Here is an 18,134-nt window from a genome sequence, read left to right on the forward strand (position 1 = left end):
AAAGCGTTTGACGCCAGACGCTGTCCGACGATCGGATGGCGCCCCATGAGCACAGGGCAGCCGCACGCCGACGGCGGTCGGCCGACCGCCGTGATCGACTTCGGGTGCCTGGGAACGGGCGATCCGGCCTGCGATCTGTTCCCGGCCTGGAACCTGCTGTCGGCCGACGCGCGGAAGGTCTTCCGTGAGGCGCTCGGCGTGGACGACGCGACCTGGAACCGCGGCCGGGCCCGGACGCTCTCCCAGGCGCTGATCGCCCTGCCGTACTACCGCAAGACGAACCCGGCGATGGCGGACAACGCGCGGCACGTGATCCGGGCGGTGCTGGGCGAGGGCTGAGGCTTCCGGGGTTCCGGCCGTCGGCGGTGGCACCAGGCGGCGGTTCTGGCCGGGTGGGACTGGGTTTTCCTGGCCCCGTCCCACCCTGCCGGACCTTTGGCCGGTGCGGCGGCCGGAACGCGACTGCGGTTGGCGCGGGCCTGGGGCCGCGGGCTGCAGTTGGTGCGGCCGCCGGGCCGCGGGCTGCAGTTGGTGCGGCCCTCAGACCGCGGGCTGCAGCTGTTGTGGTCCGCCGGACCGTGACTACGGCTGCTGTGGCGGACCGGGCTCGGCCCGATCCCGGCCCGCCCGGCTGGTCTCGCGCGGACTACGGCTGCTGCGGCGGAGCGGCAGGCGGCTGCTCACCCTCGTCGGGCTTGCCGCTGAACTTGTCCAGGAAGCCCTTGGCCTTCTCGACCCCGCCGTCGATCTTGGAATCGTGCCCGTCGACCTTGGACTTCGCGAAGCCGGCGGCCTTGTCGAGGCCCTCCTCGATCTTGTCGCCGTGCTCGCGCAGGGCGTCCTGGGCCTTGTTCTTGATCTCGTCGAAGTTGATGCCCATCGCTCGCTCCCCAATCCGGATCCAGAGGATCCTTATCGTCACACAGGCCCGTCGCCAGGCAAGTCGGAGACGACGGGTGGGTCAGTTGACTTCGCCGACGGCGACGTCCTCGTCCAGGGCCGTGATGTGCCCGCCGCGCTCGCCGAGGGCGATGAGGCCGTCGCGGGCGTCCGGGGCGGTCAGGCTGATGCGGACGCCGGAGCGCGCGGCGTCGCGGGCGGCCGAGAGGGCCAGGGCGCCCTCGTGGCCCGCGTTGATCGTCGCGGCCAGGCCGCCGGTCGAGGCGAGGGAGCCGCGCGCCGCGCCGAGGCGGCCGAGGGCCTCGTCGACGACCGGGAGCAGGGCGTCGCGGTTGCCTTCCGTCATGGCGCGGACCAGGTCGGGCGCCGAGCCCGCCACGCGGGTGCCGTCGCGGTACGAGCCCGCGGCCAGCGACATCGCCAGCGGGCCGCCCTGCGCGCCGACCGTCGCGAGGATCGCGGCGAACAGGTGCGGCAGGTGCGAGATCCGGGCGATCGTCTCGTCGTGCGAGTCCGCGGGCAACGGCACGGCGAACGCGCCGACGTCCAGCACCAGCCGCGCGACCTCCGCCCACGCCTCGAGGTCCGTGTCCTCCTCGACGCCGACCACCCACGCCGCGCCCTGGAACAGCGACTCTTCGCCGGCCAGCCAGCCCGACTCGGCCGTCCCGGTCATCGGGTGCCCGCCCACGTAACGCGTGTACGGCGCCCGCCGCCGCACGGCGTCCAGCATCGGGCCCTTCACGCTGACGACGTCGGTCAGAAGGCAGTGCGCCGCGTGCTGCGCGACCAGCCGCAGCAGGTTCTCGACCGCGGGCAGCGGCACGGCCAGCACGACCAGCGCGTCGGCCGCCGCGGCCCGGTGCAGCGCGGCCTCCACGTCGGTGGTCACGTCGTAGCCGGCGCGGCTCGCGGCGTCGGCGTCCCCTTCGGACACCGCCGCGCCCCACGTCGTCCTGCCGCTCGCCGCCGAGGCCCGCAGGAGCGACCCGCCGATGAGCCCGAGCCCGATCACGCATACGTCTCGCACGGGGGTCATCCTGCCAGTGCGCGCAACCCGGTCACAGCGTGGCCGCGAGCCGTGTCCCCTGGTCGATGGCGCGTTTCGCGTCCAGCTCCACCGCCACGTCGGCCCCGCCGACCAGGTGCACGGGCACGCCGTCCAGCCCGGCCACCAGGTCCCGCACGGGCTCCTGACCGGCGCAGACCACCACGGTGTCCACCTCCAGCAGCCGCGGCGCCCCGTCGACGGTGATGTGCAGCCCGGCGTCGTCGACCCGCTCGTAGGCGACACCCGAAATCCGCTCGACGCCCTTCGCCTTCAGCGCCGCCCGGTGCACCCAGCCGGACGTCTTGCCCAGGCTCGCGCCGATCGGCCCCTTCTTGCGTTGCAGCAGGTAGACCTGCCGTGGCGACGGCTCGGGCCGTGCCGTACCGAGCCCGCCCGCGGCCAGCTCCGGGTCGGTGACGCCCCATTCGGCCATCCACGCGTCGCGGTCGAGCGCGGGCGACGACGCGTGCGTGAGGAACTCGCTCACGTCCACCCCGATCCCGCCCGCGCCGATCACCGCGACCCGCTCGCCGACGGGCCTGCCGTGCCGGACGACGTCCACATAGGACAGCACTTTCGGGTGATCGATGCCCGGCAGCGACGGCACCCGCGGCGTGACGCCCGTGGCGAGCACGACCTCGTCGAACCCGGTCAGGTCCGCCGCGGTCACCCGCGTGCCGAGGTGCACCTTCACACCGGTGACCTCCAGCCGCCGCGTGTAGTAGCGGATGGTCTCGGCGAACTCCTCCTTGCCCGGGATCAGCCGCGCGATGCCGAACTGGCCGCCGACCTGGTTGTCGGCCTCGAACAGCTCGACGCTGTGGCCCCGCTCGCCCAGCGCCGTCGCCGCCGCGAGCCCGGCCGGTCCGGCGCCGACCACCGCGACGTGCTTGGCCCGCCGCGCCGGCGCCAGCGTCAACGTGGTCTCGTGGCCCGCGCGCGGGTTGACCATGCAGGACACCGGCTTGCGGCCGAACGCGTGGTCCAGGCAGGCCTGGTTGCACGCGATGCAGGTGTTGATCTCGTCCTCGCGCCCGGTCTCGGCCTTGCGGATCCACTCGGGGTCGGCGAGGAACGGCCGGGCCATCGACACCAGGTCGGCGTCACCACCGGCCAGCGCCTCCTCGGCGACCTGCGGCATGTTGATCCGGTTCGAGGTGACGACCGGGATCGACACGTGCGGCTTCAGCTTCCCGGTCACCCAGGTGAACGCCGCGCGTGGCACCGACGTGACGATCGTCGGCACCCGCGCCTCGTGCCAGCCGATGCCGGTGTTGATGATCGTGGCGCCCGCGGCCTCGACGTCCTTCGCCAGCGCGACCACGTCGTCCCAGCTCTGGCCGCCCGGCACCAGGTCGAGCATGGACAGCCGGTAGATGATGATGAAGTCGGGGCCCACCGCCTCGCGCGTCCGCCGCACGACCTCGACCGCGAACCGCCGCCGCTTCTCCGGCGTGCCGCCCCAGCCGTCGGTGCGTTTGTTGGTCCGCTCGGCCAGGAACTGGTTGATCAGGTAGCCCTCGCTGCCCATGATCTCGACGCCGTCGTACCCGGCTTCACGCGCGAGCGCGGCACTGTCCGCGAAGGCGCGGATCTGGCGGTGCACGCCGTAACCGGTCAGCGAACGCGGCCGGAACGGGTTGATCGGCGCCTTGATGCTCGACGCCGAAACGCTCAGCGGGTTGTACGAGTACCGGCCCGCGTGCAGGATCTGCAGCGCGATCTTGCCCCCGGCCTCGTGCACGGGCGCGGTCAGCTGCCGGTGCTGCCGGGCCTCCGCCGGCGTCGACAGCTTCGAGGCGAACGGCAGCAGCCAGCCCGTCCGGTTCGGCGCGAACCCGCCGGTGACGATCAGCCCGACGCCGCCGCGCGCACGTTCCGCGTAGTACTCCGCCAGCTCGGGGAAATGCTTCGCGCGGTCCTCCAGCCCGGTGTGCATCGAGCCCATGAGCACGCGGTTGCGCAGCGTCGTGAAGCCCAGGTCGAGCGGGGCGAGCAGGTGCGGGTACGGCGTCATGAGCGGTCCTTGTCTTGATGAGACGCGGTGTGGTGGGACGCGGTGTGGTGGGACGCGCTGTGAGGGGACGCAGCGTCGTTCAACGCGGTCAGGATCTCCTCGAACCACTCCACCTGGCCCTCTTCCACGCGGATGCCGCCGCGCAGCACGAGGTACTGGTGCAGCGGCTGCCCGCGCAGACCGGCGGGCGCGGGAAAGTCGCGCTTCTCGATCTGGCGGTAGACGTCGAGGCGTTCGGCGTGCACGTCGCGGTGACGGGTGATCTCGGCGGCGACGGCGTGCGCGTCGCCGAAGGACGCGCCGCGGATCTTCACGGCCAGCTCTTGCGGCCCCGAAGACGGGTCGGGCTCGGCCAGCCAGCGCCGCAGCTCGGCCCGCCCGGCCGCGCCGACGGTGTAGACCTTCTTGTCCGGTCGGCCTTCCTGCGCGACGACGTCCACGGCCACCCAGCCGGCCTCCTCCATCCGCTTCAGCACGCGGTAGATCTGCTGGTGGGTGGCGCTCCAGAACAGGCCGATGGACTTCTCGAAGCGGCGCGCCAGCTCGTAACCCGAGCCCGAGCGTTCGGACAGCGAGACGAGGATCGCGTGCTCCAGTGCCATGCCGTCCAGGATGATATGCAACTAGTTGCAGTGCAACCGAGTGCAACCCACGTCACCCGGCCGGGTGGGGCAAAACGGGTCGACGAATCGCGCGAAACGACCAGGATGGGAACGTGCACCCGGTACTCGAACTGATCACCGAACGGCTTGCGACGGGCAGTGTTCCGGGACAGCGGACGGATTCGCGCCGCCTCGTGCTCGCGATCGAGGGCGGCAGCAGCCGCGGCACCTACTCCAGCGGCATGGTGCTGGCGCTCGACGAACTGGGCGCGACCCCCGCGTTCGACGCCGTCTACGGCTCCTCGGCCGGCGCGCTCAACGGCGCCTGGCTGCTCTGCGGCCGGTCCCAGACGGGCGTGCGGACCTGGTGGAACCCGACGGTCATGCGGCGGATCATCAACCCGCTGCACACCCTGCGCGGGCGCGCGGTGATCGACCTGGAGTACCTCGTGCACCAGGTCTACTCGGTGCTGGAGCCGATGGACTTCCCGGCGATCCTCGCCAACCCCGTCACGTTCCACCCGCTGGCCACCGACGCGGACACCGGCGAGTCCACCGACCTGTACCCGTTCATCGACGACGTCGATGGGATCAAGACGGCGCTCGCCGCCTCCTCCTGCATGCCCGTGCTGGCCGGCCCGCCGATCGCGATGGGCGGGCGCCGGTTCGTCGACGCGGGCGTCGCGGAGCCGCTGCCGTTCCGGACCGCGCTGGCCCAGGGCGCGACCGACGTGCTGGTGCTGCGGACCCGCCGCGAGGACGAGGTCCCGGTGCCGCCCCCGCGCGTGCAGGACGTTGTCGTGCCCCGGTTCCTGCGCCGCCAGGCGCCCGGCACGATCACCGCGTGGCACGAGCAGTACGAACGCGATCTCGAAGACGAGCGTTTGCTCCGCGAGGACCCGCGCCTGGTGAGCGTCCGCCCCCCGGCGGGCTCCCCGGACGTCGGCGCCCTGGAGCGCGATCCCGCCGTGCTGCGCCGCGCGGTCGAGCTGGGTCACGAAGCTGTGTACGCGGCGCTTGAGTTGCTGCGTAAGGCTTCTTAGCGGCGTCTCGGGCGGGTCTTGTACGCGCGCCGGTGCGCTCGGTGCGCTTCGTGCGGCCGCGGGATTTTGCGTGCCCAGGGCGCGCTCTCGTGCTTGGCGCGGCTCACAAGGCGGCGTGCTCGCCGTACACCGGGCACGCTCCAGTACTCGCGGCTCTGGCGCCCGCAGCCGTCCTGGGCGACGGCGCCTTCCCGTCCTGCCGCGCCCAAACCCAACTAGCCCTGTCGTTGCCCTATGCGTTATTTACTCCGCTTGTAGTGGTCTGATTTCAAACCACTACAAGCGGAGTAAATAGACCATAGGGTGCGCGGAGGCGTCACACGGTTTGCGGCTGGCGGTTCGCGCGCTGCTGCACCACCAGCCGCTGCGCGCCGAGGGTGACGGCGAGGTACAGCAGGATCGACGCGTTGCCCAGGCCCTTGACCGGGCTGTTGGCGTCGATCACGAAGTCGAGGCCGAGGTGGATGGCGATGGCGGCGATCCACAGCACGACGGTCAGCCACGTGCCCTGGCGCCAGAGCTGGCCGTCGGCGCGCCAGAGCCGCACCGTGTAGGCCCGCACGACGCCGAAGAGCACGGCGACCAGGAGACTTCCGGCCAGCAGGGCGATCGCCGTGCCCGAAGGGCTGCCGCCCTTGAAGAACGCCGCCAGCGAGACCACCCCGAGCACCCCGAGGATCAGCACCACGGTCGGCTTGCGGTCCTCGCGCACCAGCCGCTTCTGCACCTGCCGCGACAGCAGCCAAGCCAGTACGACGAGCCCGATGACGATGTTGACGGAGTTGTTCACCCGCGTGCCCCTCCCGCGATCCGGTTTCGGACACCAAAGTGCCAGCTCGCGGGGCGGCGCGCGTCAACCCCAGGATTGAACCGGGGTCACGTCAGAGCGACGGTTTCCGAGCCACTCCGCCGATCACGCGGGACTCCGAAGGGACCTTCGCGAACACTGTCGCCTTGTCCGGGTGCCACGCCGGCGCGTAAACCAGCCCGGGCTTCAGCAGCGGCCAGCCGCCGAAGAAGCGTTCGAAGTCGGCCATCGTGCGCAGCACACCGGGGTTGGTGGTGGACTCGTAGTACTCCAGCAGGTCGGCCAGTGCCTGGCGCTCGTCGTCGTCGACCGGGTTCTCGTTGGTCATCTGCGACAGCACCAGCAGCGAGCCGGGGGCGAGGCGGTGGCGGTAGTACTCCAGCAGGCCGTCCGGGTCCTGGTCGTCCTTGATGAAGTGCAGCACGGCGTTGACGATCAGGGCGACCGGGCGGCGGACGTCGATCACGTCGGAGTCCATCACGCGGTCCCACAGCTCTTCGGGCTGCAGCAGGTCCGCGGCGATCGCCTGGTGCCGCTCCGGGTCGGCGGTGTCAGCGAGCAGGATCTGGGAGTGGGCCAGCGCGACGGGCTCGTTGTCGATGTAGAGCACGTGCACGTCGTGTTCCGGGCGTTCCTCGTCGGCGACCTCGTGGACGTTGCCCGCCGTCGGCAGGCCGGAGCCGATGTCGACGAACTGGTGGACGCCGTGCCGCACGCACTCGCGCACGGCGCGGCCGAGGAACTGCCGGCTGGTCATGCAGTAGTCGCCCATCAGCGGCAGCCGCGTGCGCACCTTCTCGGCGAACGCGCGGTCGATCGCCCAGTTCGTCGAGCCGCCGATGAAGTAGTCGTAGACCCGGGCCGCCGACGGCCGGTCGAGGCTGTTTTCCACGGCCCGAAGGGCTTCGTCTCGTTCGATCATGACTGTCCTCACCACTCGCGTCTCAGCTCATGCTAGCCACGGCGCGCGAGGGGCGGATCAGGCCGGGCTGAACGATTCCCGGTAGGCGTTGACGGAGGCGGTCAGCTGGTCCATCGAGGCGCGCATCCGGCCCAGCGTCTTGTCGTCGAAGCCCATCGCGGCACCGATGTGCGACGGGATCCGCTCGGCCTTCGCACGCAGGGCGACGCCGTCGTCGGTGAGGGTGATGCGGACGGAACGCTCGTCGTCGGCCTGGCGGTCACGGCGTACGAGGCCCGCTTTCTCCAGTCGCTTGAGCAGCGGCGAGAGGGTGCCGGAGTCGAGGTTCAACGCGGCTCCGAGCTCCTTGACCTGTTGCTTGTCGTGCTCCCACAGCGCCAGCATCACCAGGTACTGCGGGTACGTGAGGTCAAGCGGTTCGAGCAGGACGCGGTAGAGCGACGTCACAGCACGCGACGCGGAGTACAGCCCGAAGCAGAGCTGGTCGTCGAGTAGCAGCGAACCGGTTTCGCCGTGGTCCTGGTCGGTCATGTGAGCCTCCGTTCCCCGCTGGAACGCTCCATCCTCCCCGCAGTATGCCTACGAGAGCAACTCAAGTGCCTTAGATCTCATTGGGTCAATTTCAATTGTGCACAACTGAGTTGCGAGCTATGTTCGTGGCATCACCCGTTCCTGAGGAGGCAGAAATGACCGCCAACCCGAAGAACCTGATTCTGGAGCCGGCCGCGCAGGCGTTCGCCGAGGCGACCGACCAGCCCCCGTACCTCTTCCAGCTCCCGCCCGCCGAGGGGCGCAACGCCGTGGACGGGGTGCAGGATGGCGACGTCGCCATGGCGCCCGCCGACATCGAGGTGCTGACCGTCCCGGGTGGACCGAACGGTGACGTCGAGGTCCGCATCGTGAAGCCCGAAGGCGTGACCGGCGAGCTGCCCGTGCTCGTCTACATCCACGGCGCCGGCTGGGTTTTCGGCGACTTCCACACCCACGAGCGGCTGGTCCGCGAGCTTGCCGCCGGCACCGGCGCGGCCGTGGTCTTCCCCGAGTACAGCCGTTCGCCCGAGGCGCGCTACCCGGTTGCCATCGAGGAGAGCTACGCCGCGGTCAAGTGGGTCGTGCGGCACGGCGCGGAAAAGGGACTCGACACCACGCGCATCGCGATCGCGGGTGACTCGGTCGGCGGGAACATGACGGCGGCCCTGACCCTGATGGCCAAGGAGCGCGGCGACGTCAGCTTCCTGCAGCAGGTGCTCTTCTACCCGGTCACCGACGCGAGCTTCGACACCGAGTCCTACCACGAGTTCGCCGAGGGCTACTTCCTCGCGCGTGAGGGCATGAAGTGGTTCTGGGACCAGTACACGACGGACGAGGCGCAGCGCGCGGAGATCACCGCGTCGCCGCTGCGGGCGTCGTTGGAGCAACTCGCCGGGCTGCCGCCGGCACTCGTGATCACCGGTGAAGCGGACGTGCTCCGTGACGAGGGCGAGGCATACGCCGCTAAGCTTCGCGCGGCCGGCGTCGCGGTGACGGCGGTTCGGTACCAGGCCATCATCCACGACTTCGTGATGGTCAACGCGCTGCGCGGGACGCACGCCGCGGAGGCCGCCATCACTCAGGCGATCACCGTGCTGCGTCGCGCTTTCGGCAGCTGAAAACCGCAGTTCAACGCCCGGCGGGACCCCTTTCGTTTTCTTGTGACGCGAGTCACCTGATCACAACGAGGGGGGCCCGCCAAACGTGTATTAGTACAGCGGGTCCCGCCTTTCGGACACGCGTCCTGGAGGTTTCCCGTGCACTTGAGCAGCATCCGGCTGGACTCGCCGGTCGAGCTTGGCGTTGTCGCCGCCTTGGCCGTGCTGGCGGTGATCGCCGTGCCGTGGTTCTGGGACCGCTGGCGCAAGCGCAAACAGATCGGTCGCAGTGCGACGATGCTCACGGCCGTGGTGCTCGTGGTGGTCAGCGTCGCGATGGCGGGCAACCTGATCGGCGGCTTCTTCCCGACGCTCGGCGCGCTGCTCGGCACCGGTGCGTACTCCTCTGACGGCGTTGACGCCGAGGGCGGCGACAACGGCACGGACCTCGACCAGCTGCGTGACGCCGGCGCGATGCACGCGAAGGCCGGCAAGGGGACCGTCGTGCACATGAAGGTCACCGGCCGCCGGACCGGGCTGAGCCGCGACTCCGTGGTCTACCTGCCGCCGCAGTACTTCGAACCGGCTTACCGCACGCTGCGGTTCCCCGCGATCGAGTGGATCCCGAACTACCCGTCCGGGCCCGAGGTGGCCGCCATCTACAAGCTGCCGGACCAGCTCGACGCGGCGATCAAGAAGCACGCGCTGCCGCCCACCGTCGTGGTCATCCCGGACCCCACGGGCCAGCCGAAGATCGGGCACGACACCGAATGCGTCGACGAGGTCAACGGCACGCCCAACGACACCTACCTCTCCGCGGACGTGCGCGAGTGGGCCATCCAGCGCCTCGGCCTCAACCCCGACCGACGGGCGTGGACCATCGCGGGCTGGTCGTCCGGCGGTTACTGCGCGATGAACATGGTGACGCGCCATCCGCAGTGGTTCGGCCAGGCAGTGAGCGTCGGCGGGTACGACAAGGCCCAGGACAACGACGGCCAGACGGAGGACCTCTTCCACGGCCGTCGCGACATCGACGACGCGAACAACGTGCGCGTGAACGTCCGCCTGCACCCGTCCCCCGTGGACATCCTGGCGGTCGCGGGGAGCCAGGAGAAGTACGAGAGCTTTGCGATCGGCCAGATCCACCAGGCCGCGCAGTCGCCGGTCCGGTTCTACTCGTGGGAGATCCCGGACGCTGGCCACAACATGAACACGTTCAAGTCCCAGCTGCCCGACCTGCTGGCGTGGATCGGCGAGCGGATCCCGGCGCCCGCGGTGGTCGGCAGGCACGTCGATGTCAGCGGCGGGGTGCGGCCGTGGCCGTTGCCGTCCTCGGGCGCGCGCGGCGGGCTGTCGGCGATGGAGCAGTGAGCCGGTTCTGCGGTTTGTAAATACTCGCAGTGAGTCAGTTTCGCAGTAGTGGGACGAGATTCTTGACCACATTCGTGATCTGCTGCTTGGCGGCGTCGTAGCCGACGGACTGCGGTTGCTCGGTCAGCACGACGACCACGAACTGGTTTTTCCCGACCAGCCCGGACGTGTGGAGCATCATCGTCGGGCGGCAGCAGGACCAGCCCTGCTTGACGGCCCACGGCAGGTCGCCCACGGCGTCGGGGATGCCGAAGTACTGGCGGAAGCCGTCGGCGCCGTTCGCGGTGGCGTTGCGCAGCGCGGTCAGGATGGTGTCGCGGGCGGGCGCGGGGGCTTCGTCGAGCAGGTAGCGGTAGATGCGCACGATGTCGTTGGCGGTGATTTCCGTGTCGCCCCAACGGCCCGGGTTCGACGGCGGCTGAGTCCCGGTGAGTCCCATGCGCCGGACCGCGTTGGTGACGATCGACGTCTCGCCGCCGTCGACCCAGAGCCGGCTGGCGATGGTGTCGTCGCTGCGGGAGAGCATCTGGCTGATGAGTTCGGGCGATTGCCCGGTCTCCAGCGCGTTGAGGGCGATGAGGAGCTTGACGAGCGACGCCGACGTGTAGCCGCGGTCCGCGTTCACGGAGAGCGCGAAGGTCCCCTTCGCGCGGTCGAACACGACGGCGCTGACGTGGCCGTCCGGTAGCAGCGCCTCCAGCGAGCCCGCCACGCCGTTGTCCGACGGGTTCGGCTTTTGCTGCTTTTCCGGGGTGGTAATTGGCTTTTCCGAAGTGGCGCTGCCGACCGCGGCCACGGGGATCGGTAACGGCGTGTGTCTCAGCGGCGTCGTCACCACGACGGTCAGCGTGACCAGCGCCCCTACACACAGCCCCACGAGGAAGAGCAGATTTACCTTGCGCATGACCGGACTTGTCCGATCGCACCGGCAGGGTTCGCTGGATCGGGTGACTTTGTGGGATAGCTCTCGGATCAGGGCGAATCCGGTGACGCTCCGGGTGGCTGCGGGCAAGCACCGGCGGTTCGCGCTGAGTTGGTCTGCACTGAGTTGGTTCGCGCTGTGTCGTTTCGCACTGGGTGAAGGCGGGGTATCCCTCCGGAGTGACCATCGCCGTCACTTCACCATTGGGAAGGACTGGAGTCATGGTTCATGCGCATGGAGCCCGGATCCGGGTGGAGGGCCTGCAGCCCGCGCAGGTTCTGGCCGCCCTCGTGGGTGTGGTGTTCCTGGTCTTCGGCATCGTGGGGTTCACCAGGACCGGGTTCGGCGACTTCGCCGGCCACCACGACGCCGGCTTCTGGCGGTTCTCCGCCAACCCGATGAACAACCTCGTGCACGTGGTGACCGGTCTGCTCGGCTTGGCGCTCGCGTTCGGCTCCGGCCGCGCGCGCGTCTTCGGCTGGCTGCTGTTCCTCGGGTACGGCGTGCTGTTCGTCTGGGGCCTGATGATCACCGGGACGATCACGGCCAACCCGTTCGCCAACGCGGGCAACCCGCTCGACGTGACGGCCGCGGACAACTGGCTGCACCTCGGCATCGCCGCGCTCGGCCTGTTCATCGCCGTGTTGCCGGCGCGCCGCCGCGTCCGAATCCCGGAGCAGACCGCCGCCACACCCGAGGGCGCCGACGACGTGACGACCGTGGACCGGGTCGCCCCGGCCACCGCAGCCGGCCCGGCCGAGGGCCAGGCCGCGACTGCCCGGGATCGCGACCCTGTTGTCCAGGGCGCTGGAACTGCCCGGAACTCCGGCGTTGTCAATGACCCTGCCGGTGTGCAGAACCCTGGTGCGGTCAATGCCCCTGGTGCTGTCCACAACTCGGGCGCTGTCAACGATCCTGGCGCGACCGTCCGCGGTCCCGCCGTCACTCCCACCCCGCGTGAGAAGCGCGGGCCGGGCCTGGCGCACTAGGGGTCCGCAAAGCCACATGACGGGGGTGGCCAGGTCGATCATTCCTCGACAAGACCGGGCTGTTTTGTCGTAGCGGGTGTCGATGGCGCGGTACTGCCTGAGCCGTTGGAAGCAGCGTTCGATGACGGTGCGCGCTATCGGCAGCGGTCGTCCCCAGTGGTCGGTCACGAGGTGGGTCTTGGTGATGGGTCCACCTCGCGACCGGCCGACAGCATGATCAACCCGGTTGCCGCTGTCCGCCGGAGGATCTGTCCGCCCCCGTGCGCACGGTGCTGGGGCCCCGGCAGGGTGCTGGTGGACGCCCACGATCGAGGAACCGACCGAGATTTTCCGGCCCAGTTCCTCGATTGCCTCGGCGATGGCCCAAGCCCCGCCGACCAGCGCGGTCAGGGTGCCGTTACGAGCCCAAATGCCAGAATCGGTTGGTGATCCACGCTCCGTAGCGTTCTGACCGGTCGCGCCAGGCGACACCGGTCTCGCACTTGTTGAGCAGGCCGTTGATCACCCGCCGGTCATCGAGCCGCCGGCAGCACTTGAGGACACTCCCTAGAGGCAGCCGTGGTTGCGTACGCGATGCGCGCACGTCCTCCGGTCGTTTCGCCCGCCGTGGGCGCCGCCATCACCTGCTGCGGCCTGCTTACGCGATGAACGCCAGCTTCGCCGCCACGGTCGATCAGTCAGTACTGGTTGCCGTTGTAGTTGTGGTCGCGATTCGCTGCCGCGACCTGAGCCTCCACCACGGTGAAACCTTGGCGCAGCAGCCTCCCGAGGTCGGCACCGGATCAGGCGCTTATGGGGACCCGCCCATGCCGCCGATGGTCCGTTTTCGAGCGCACGCAAGGTCATGACCCAGCATGAACATCGGTCCCGCGCAGCCGCCGTGAACCTTGAAGTCCCTGGCATAACTGCCCGGCACCAACCGGAGGGGTTGCCATGCCGACGGGTGCAGTGCTCTCGGGTCCAGGCCCGGAAGGACCTTCGGGCAACGTTGCGCCCCGCCGCAACGCCGCCCGACACCAGGCGTCTCTCTGAGTAAAGCTTCACCAATTGTCGCAGAGGGGCGCCGAAATGGGATTCACCGCGAAGAAGACGATTCGTCTGGCGATGATCGGCGGGGCGATCGCTGCCACCGCAGTCCTTTCCGCGTGCAGCGGAAACACCGCCGGAAACAGTTCTCCGGTGAAGAACGCGGCGGACACCGCGGCCATCCAGCACTCGCCGCAGGGCGCGGCCACCGGCGGATCCGGCGGATCCGGCAAGGCGAACGGCGGCGACTTCACCGACGCGGACGGCAACGTCAACTGCAGCAAACTGGATGGCAAACACGTCAGCCCTCCCGGCGGCCCGCAGATGGACGTGATCGCCAACACGGCGACCACCGGCACCAACCCGGGCTGCGACACCGCGTTCAACGTGATCAACGAGTACTACAAGGAAATCCCGGCCAAGGGCGAAGGCCCCGGCAAACGCGTGCTCGACATCTTCGGCCACTGGACCTGCGCCGGGCAAGCGGACGACGCCAACCCCAACGGCACCGTCTGCGGCAAGGACGGCCGTTCCGACTACATGATCGAGACCCGCCCGGCCAGCCAGGACAACGGACCGGCGCCTCATGCGCAGCCACAGCCACAGCCACAGCCGCAGGACCAGCCCCAGCCGCAGGACCAGCCCCAGCCGCAGCAGCGCCGGTTCCCGAACACCACCCAGAACGTGCAGTTCACCGGCTTCGACACCAGCGTCAACATGGCCACCTTCCAGCTGGTCAGCTTCCAGCCCGGCGGCTCCGACGGCGGCCATTACGACCGGGTCGACGAAAAGATCTACCGTCTCCCGCTGGTCAGCGACGCCATCGTGTGGAGCGCGGCCACCCTGTGCCAGAACGACAACCAGGTCACCATCGACGACCAAGGCCTCGGCAACCTGCGGTGCGACGCTGACCAGCTGCGCCAAACCCTGCTCAGCGGCACCGCCACCCCAGCCCTCGCCCAGATCCTGGTGAGCGGCGACGACCAGATCGCGCAGGTCAAGGAGATCTATCACCCCTGACCAGCACAACCTCCCCTGAAAGGGCGGCCGGGAATCTCCCGGCCGCCCTTTTCGTGAAATCACCTCCCTCGCCCGGCCGCCTGCCGAAACATTGCGCTACCAATTTCTGGCGCGGCCTCTCACAATTTCAGGTTCTCCACGATGTTTTCCCTTCTCCCCGGACAGACGGCGTATTCGGATTTCCCTCGCGATAGCCACGAGCCGGGCGGCGGTATTTCGTCAGCCTCATCTGGGGCGAAGAGATGGCTGGAAAGCGAGACCCGAGGTCGACCGGCAGGGCCAGCACACGTTTCCGAGTGCGGAGACCCTCGCCCGGTTCGCGGAGGGAACCGTCTCCCTGCCCCTGCCCCTGCCCCTGCCCCTGCCCCCGGTCGGCCGGGTGGTGCCTCGGTTCCCCCGCGCGGCGGTCGCCGAACGGCTGAGCGAAGCCGAACCGGAGCCGGCCACCTCCGTCCGATCCGCCTCCACCGTGCCTCCTGTACGCGGAGCGTGCGGTCGAGCGGATGGCCGGACCGCGGCAACCGGACCACAGCGCGATCGGCCGCACCGGCACCCGATTCCCCGGTCCCGCTGATGCGGACCGGCTGAGCAGCGAGACCAGACCCGAGCCGGCAGAGCCGGACCTGGATCTCGCTGAGCAGGCTCCGGGACCGAGCCCCGCGGAGCTGGACCCAGATCTCGCCGAGCACGATCCGGTCAGAGTCCTTGCTGAGCAGGAGCCGGATCTTGCCGAGCACGATCCGGGGCAGAGCCGGCGGAGCAGGATCCGGATCTCGTCGAGCACGATCTGGGACCGAGCCCGGCGGAGCAGGACCCGGATCTTGCCGAACACGATCCGGGGCAGAGTCCTGCGGAGCAGGAGCCCGCCATCGCACCCGGCCTCGCCGCCTGGCCGGATCCGAAGCCAGCACACTCCGCATCTAGGAGCGGCATGCCGAAGCGCTCTTCCACACGTGCGTCCGCAGTCGTCATCACACGGCGGGATCCCAGCCGTAGCCACATGGAAGACCGGGAAGAGCGGCTCAGCGGAACCGTCGACTACCTTCAGTCATCTTCCAGGGCGCGATCAACCATTCGCCCGGCGGCGCCCGTGTATTGCGTGGGATCGAGCAGATCAGCGAGCTTCGAGGCGTCCAGCACGGCGGTGATCTCGGGCGATTCGGCGAGGACGGCGCCCAGCGGGCGGTTTTCCTCGATCGCGCGTGCGGACGCGTCGCCGAGTACCTCCTTCGCGCGTGTCTTGCCGAGCAGTGGCGCGAGCGTGGCGGAGAGTCGTTCGGAGACGATCAGCCCGTGCGTGATCTCGAGGTTCGCCGCCATGCGGTTTGGGTGCACGACGAGGCCGCGCGCCAGTTCGACGGCCGTGTGCGCCGCGCCGCCGGTCAGCCGCAGGCATTCGCGCAGCAGTTGCCACTCGGCCTGCCAGACGCCGGCGGACCGTTCGTCCTCGGCCAGCCCGGCCTGCGTCACGCCCGCTGCTAGCACCGGCACCTGCAGCGCGGCGGAGCGGATCAGCGCGGACAGCACAGGGTTTCGTTTGTGCGGCATGGCGGACGAGCCGCCGCCGGCCGGTTCGGTGACCTCGCCCAGTTCGGTGCGCGTGAGCGCGAGAACGTCGACGGCGAACTTGCCCAGCGCGACGGCGGCCATTGCCAAGACGCTGGCGACGTCGGCGACGGGCGTCCGGTTCGCGTGCCACGGCAGCGTCGGCGCGGCGAGGCCGGTCTCTTCGACGAAGGCGTTGACCAGACGTTCGGCGTAGTCGTCGGTGCCGTCGCCGTACTCGGCGTACGCGGCGAGCGTCCCGGCTGCGCCACCGAGTGACACGGGCAGCCCACCGTCGAGCACGCGCCGCACCCGGCTGGCGGCGTCGAGCACGCCCTGCCGCCACGTCGCGGCTTTGAGCCCGAACGTGGTGGGCACGGCGTGCGCGGTGAGCGTGCGTCCGGGCATGGTCGTGTCGCGGTGCACGCGCGCCAATTCGCCGAGCGCGTGAGCCGTGGCGTCGAGATCGTCGGCGAGCAACCGCAACGTCCGCTGGGCGACCAGCATCATGGCCGTGTCGACGATGTCCTGACTCGTCGACCCGCGGTGCACGTGATCCGCCGCGGCCGCGTCCACCCGCCCGACCGCCGCGGCCAGCACCTTGACCAGCCCGACCACGGGATTCGCCGTCGCCCGCGCCTCTCGGGCCAACGCAGTGACGTCGATGCCCGGGGGAGTGGCGGCGTGTGTCGGCTCTGGGTTGCTGCGCCCGGTGTGATTGGTGGGCGCAGGGTTGCTGCGCGCGGTGGGATTGGCGGACGCTGGATTGCTGACTCCGGCGGGGGAAGCTGGTGCTGGGTCGCCGAGTCCGGCGGTGGGGGTTGGTGCTGGGCTGCCGAGTCCGGCGGTGGGGGTTGATGGGGAGGTACTGGGTCCGGCGGTGGTGGGCGCTGGGCTGCGGCGTTCGGTGGCGGTGGCGGACGCTGGGTCGCTTACTCCGGTGGGAATGGCTGGTTCCTGGCCGCCGATCTCCGCCGCCGTTGGTGTCTGGCCGCCGAGTTGCCTGGCGACCGCGGTGATCACCTCCGCCGCTTCGGCCGGGACAGTGCCCAGCCGTGCCTGGGCCCGGGCGAGCGCGGACTCGGCGTCCAGCATGGCTCGCAGCCAAGCGCAGTCCCCGGTGCTCGCTTCGGCCGGCGTCCCGGCCCGTACCGGCGACAACAACCCGGAATCAGGATCGGCGGTCATACGTCCAGCATCGCACGCGGCCGCTGTCTCGGCCCGGGCGCGCGAGAACGCCTCTGATTACGCTCATCGCCGCGGCCGTTCGCGCGAAGTGCCTGTGCCCTTCGCATCACATCGACACCGTGCGCTGGAACGGGCGAGAGTGCCTTCGTCGTGCCCCGGAGGCGCGTAAGGGACGCACGAAGGTGCCGTTCGCTCCGTCCCGCCGACCGCGCCTCAGATGCGAGAGGGCTTTCGGGCCATCCCGCTAGACCATCCCGTCGACTAGCTCGCCGTGCGTGTTTTCACCAGTTCAGTGGCCCACCGTCCCGTCGATGGCCTCGCGGAGGAGGTCGGCGTGGCCGTTGTGGCGGGCGTACTCCGCGATGAGCGACATCAGCATCCAGCGGAGCGTGAACGGCTCACCGGTCCGCAGCGATGTGCCGCGCTGTTCCAGCGACTCCGCCGCCGCCACGATCTCGCGCGAGCGGTCGCATTCCGAGCGCCACACGGCCAACGCCTCCTGGGCGTCGCCGTCGAGGGAGTCCATGTCCTGGTTCGGATCGTCGTCGGAGTAGTACAGGATGGGGACGTCCTCGCCGGCGAACTGCTGGCGGAACCACCACCGCTCGCACCCGGCCAGGTGCCGCGCCAGCCCGTGCAGCGAAAGGGTGGACGGCGCCACAGTGCGCGACGACAGCTCCTCTTGTCCGAGCCCGTCGCATTTCAGCTCGAACGTCCGGCGGTGCCACTCCAGGAAGGCCTCCAGCGATTCACGTTCCCCGGCCAGCCGGGGGATGGGCGCCCGGTCGCCGGGAACGGCGGCCGGGAGATGATCGGGTGCGTTCGTCATGTCCAGCAGCCTCTCACCCAGCACCGACAATTTCGGCACCTCGACGGCGGCCGACCCTCCCCTGTGCATAAGGGAGAGCCGCTGACCGTAGTTATCCACAGGTGTCGCCAACTGTGGAAAGTCCTGTGGATACCTGGGGTGGACGGCCGCCCTGTAAGTGGGGCTGCCGATGTCGGATCGGCTGTCATGTGCCGTCGGCCTTCTGCGGCAACGGTTCGTGGCGTCGGAAATCCTTATTGGACACTCGTAAGGGTGAGCCACGGTCCTCGCAGT

Annotated in this window: 16 protein-coding genes and 2 pseudogenes; 6 read left to right on the forward strand and 12 right to left on the reverse strand. The window is 69.8% G+C overall.

Going from position 1 to position 18,134, the window contains the following annotated elements:
* Positions 1-69: 69 nt before the first annotated feature.
* Positions 70-339, forward strand: a pseudogene (locus tag OG943_RS38655) (phosphotransferase); the annotation flags it as partial.
* A 307-nt stretch (positions 340-646) separates the two neighbouring features.
* Here the strand turns inward: OG943_RS38655 and OG943_RS38660 are convergent.
* From OG943_RS38660 to OG943_RS38675, 4 genes are all read right to left on the reverse strand, one after another.
* Entirely contained in the window at positions 647-880 is a 234-nt protein-coding gene (locus tag OG943_RS38660; RefSeq protein ID WP_328605862.1) for an antitoxin, read from the reverse strand.
* Positions 881-961: 81 nt separating this feature from the next.
* The gene (locus OG943_RS38665) at positions 962-1,939 is read right to left on the reverse strand and encodes a prephenate dehydrogenase (RefSeq protein WP_328605863.1); all 978 of its coding nucleotides are present in this window, start codon (positions 1,937-1,939) and stop codon (positions 962-964) included.
* Between the two features lie 22 nt (positions 1,940-1,961).
* Positions 1,962-3,968, reverse strand: a complete 2,007-nt coding sequence (locus OG943_RS38670; protein WP_328605864.1) for an NADPH-dependent 2,4-dienoyl-CoA reductase — start codon at positions 3,966-3,968, stop codon at positions 1,962-1,964.
* On the reverse strand, positions 3,965-4,570 hold the full coding sequence (locus OG943_RS38675) for a PadR family transcriptional regulator (protein WP_328605865.1): 606 nt from the start codon (positions 4,568-4,570) through the stop codon (positions 3,965-3,967). Before OG943_RS38675 ends, OG943_RS38670 begins: the two co-directional genes overlap by 4 nt.
* Positions 4,571-4,683: 113 nt before the next feature.
* Here OG943_RS38675 and OG943_RS38680 point away from each other — a divergent pair, with 113 nt between their 5' ends.
* A complete protein-coding gene (locus OG943_RS38680) occupies positions 4,684-5,613 on the forward strand; it encodes a patatin-like phospholipase family protein (protein ID WP_328605866.1) in 930 nt (309 codons plus the stop codon).
* Positions 5,614-5,929: 316 nt separating this feature from the next.
* Here the strand turns inward: OG943_RS38680 and OG943_RS38685 are convergent, their stop codons facing one another.
* From OG943_RS38685 to OG943_RS38695, 3 genes are all read right to left on the reverse strand, one after another.
* The gene (locus OG943_RS38685; protein WP_328605867.1) at positions 5,930-6,403 is read right to left on the reverse strand and encodes a hypothetical protein; all 474 of its coding nucleotides are present in this window, start codon (positions 6,401-6,403) and stop codon (positions 5,930-5,932) included.
* A 91-nt stretch (positions 6,404-6,494) separates the two neighbouring features.
* Positions 6,495-7,343: an SAM-dependent methyltransferase gene (locus OG943_RS38690; protein WP_328605868.1), complete on the reverse strand. Its 849-nt coding sequence runs from the start codon at positions 7,341-7,343 to the stop codon at positions 6,495-6,497.
* A 57-nt stretch (positions 7,344-7,400) separates the two neighbouring features.
* Positions 7,401-7,874, reverse strand: coding sequence for a MarR family winged helix-turn-helix transcriptional regulator (locus OG943_RS38695; RefSeq protein ID WP_328605869.1), 474 nt, complete (start codon positions 7,872-7,874; stop codon positions 7,401-7,403).
* Between the two features lie 155 nt (positions 7,875-8,029).
* Here OG943_RS38695 and OG943_RS38700 point away from each other — a divergent pair, with 155 nt between their 5' ends.
* Positions 8,030-8,992, forward strand: a complete 963-nt coding sequence (locus OG943_RS38700) for an alpha/beta hydrolase (RefSeq protein WP_328605870.1) — start codon at positions 8,030-8,032, stop codon at positions 8,990-8,992.
* A 138-nt stretch (positions 8,993-9,130) separates the two neighbouring features.
* A complete protein-coding gene (locus OG943_RS38705; protein WP_328605871.1) occupies positions 9,131-10,342 on the forward strand; it encodes an alpha/beta hydrolase in 1,212 nt (403 codons plus the stop codon).
* A gap of 34 nt (positions 10,343-10,376) precedes the next feature.
* Here the strand turns inward: OG943_RS38705 and OG943_RS38710 are convergent, their stop codons facing one another.
* The gene (locus OG943_RS38710) at positions 10,377-11,246 is read right to left on the reverse strand and encodes a hypothetical protein (protein ID WP_328605872.1); all 870 of its coding nucleotides are present in this window, start codon (positions 11,244-11,246) and stop codon (positions 10,377-10,379) included.
* 239 nt (positions 11,247-11,485) lie between these two features.
* Here OG943_RS38710 and OG943_RS38715 point away from each other — a divergent pair, with 239 nt between their 5' ends.
* Complete coding sequence (locus tag OG943_RS38715) at positions 11,486-12,253, forward strand: DUF4383 domain-containing protein (protein WP_328605873.1); 768 nt, start codon at positions 11,486-11,488, stop codon at positions 12,251-12,253.
* Between the two features lie 30 nt (positions 12,254-12,283).
* On the opposite strand, the pseudogene OG943_RS48550 reads toward OG943_RS38715, so the two are convergent.
* Both OG943_RS48550 and OG943_RS38720 read right to left on the reverse strand, forming a co-directional pair.
* A pseudogene (locus OG943_RS48550) lies at positions 12,284-12,385 on the reverse strand (IS5/IS1182 family transposase); the annotation flags it as partial.
* Positions 12,386-13,293: 908 nt separating this feature from the next.
* Positions 13,294-13,452: a hypothetical protein gene (locus OG943_RS38720; RefSeq protein ID WP_328605874.1), complete on the reverse strand. Its 159-nt coding sequence runs from the start codon at positions 13,450-13,452 to the stop codon at positions 13,294-13,296.
* Between OG943_RS38720 and OG943_RS38725 the strand changes: the two genes are divergently transcribed.
* Positions 13,433-14,299, forward strand: coding sequence for a hypothetical protein (locus OG943_RS38725; protein WP_328605875.1), 867 nt, complete (start codon positions 13,433-13,435; stop codon positions 14,297-14,299). The two genes, OG943_RS38720 and OG943_RS38725, sit on opposite strands and share 20 nt — an antisense overlap.
* A 1,044-nt stretch (positions 14,300-15,343) precedes the next feature.
* On the opposite strand, the gene OG943_RS38730 is transcribed toward OG943_RS38725, so the two are convergent.
* Both OG943_RS38730 and OG943_RS38735 read right to left on the reverse strand, forming a co-directional pair.
* Complete coding sequence (locus OG943_RS38730; protein WP_442874634.1) at positions 15,344-16,939, reverse strand: lyase family protein; 1,596 nt, start codon at positions 16,937-16,939, stop codon at positions 15,344-15,346.
* A gap of 382 nt (positions 16,940-17,321) precedes the next feature.
* Positions 17,322-17,861 carry a DinB family protein gene (locus tag OG943_RS38735; RefSeq protein WP_328605877.1) on the reverse strand — a complete coding sequence of 180 codons (540 nt, stop codon included), beginning with the start codon at positions 17,859-17,861 and terminating at the stop codon, positions 17,322-17,324.
* Between the last annotated feature and the right edge of the window lie 273 nt (positions 17,862-18,134).

The organism is Amycolatopsis sp. NBC_00345 (genome assembly GCF_036116635.1).
In the GTDB taxonomy this organism is placed as follows: Bacteria; Actinomycetota; Actinomycetes; order Mycobacteriales; family Pseudonocardiaceae; genus Amycolatopsis.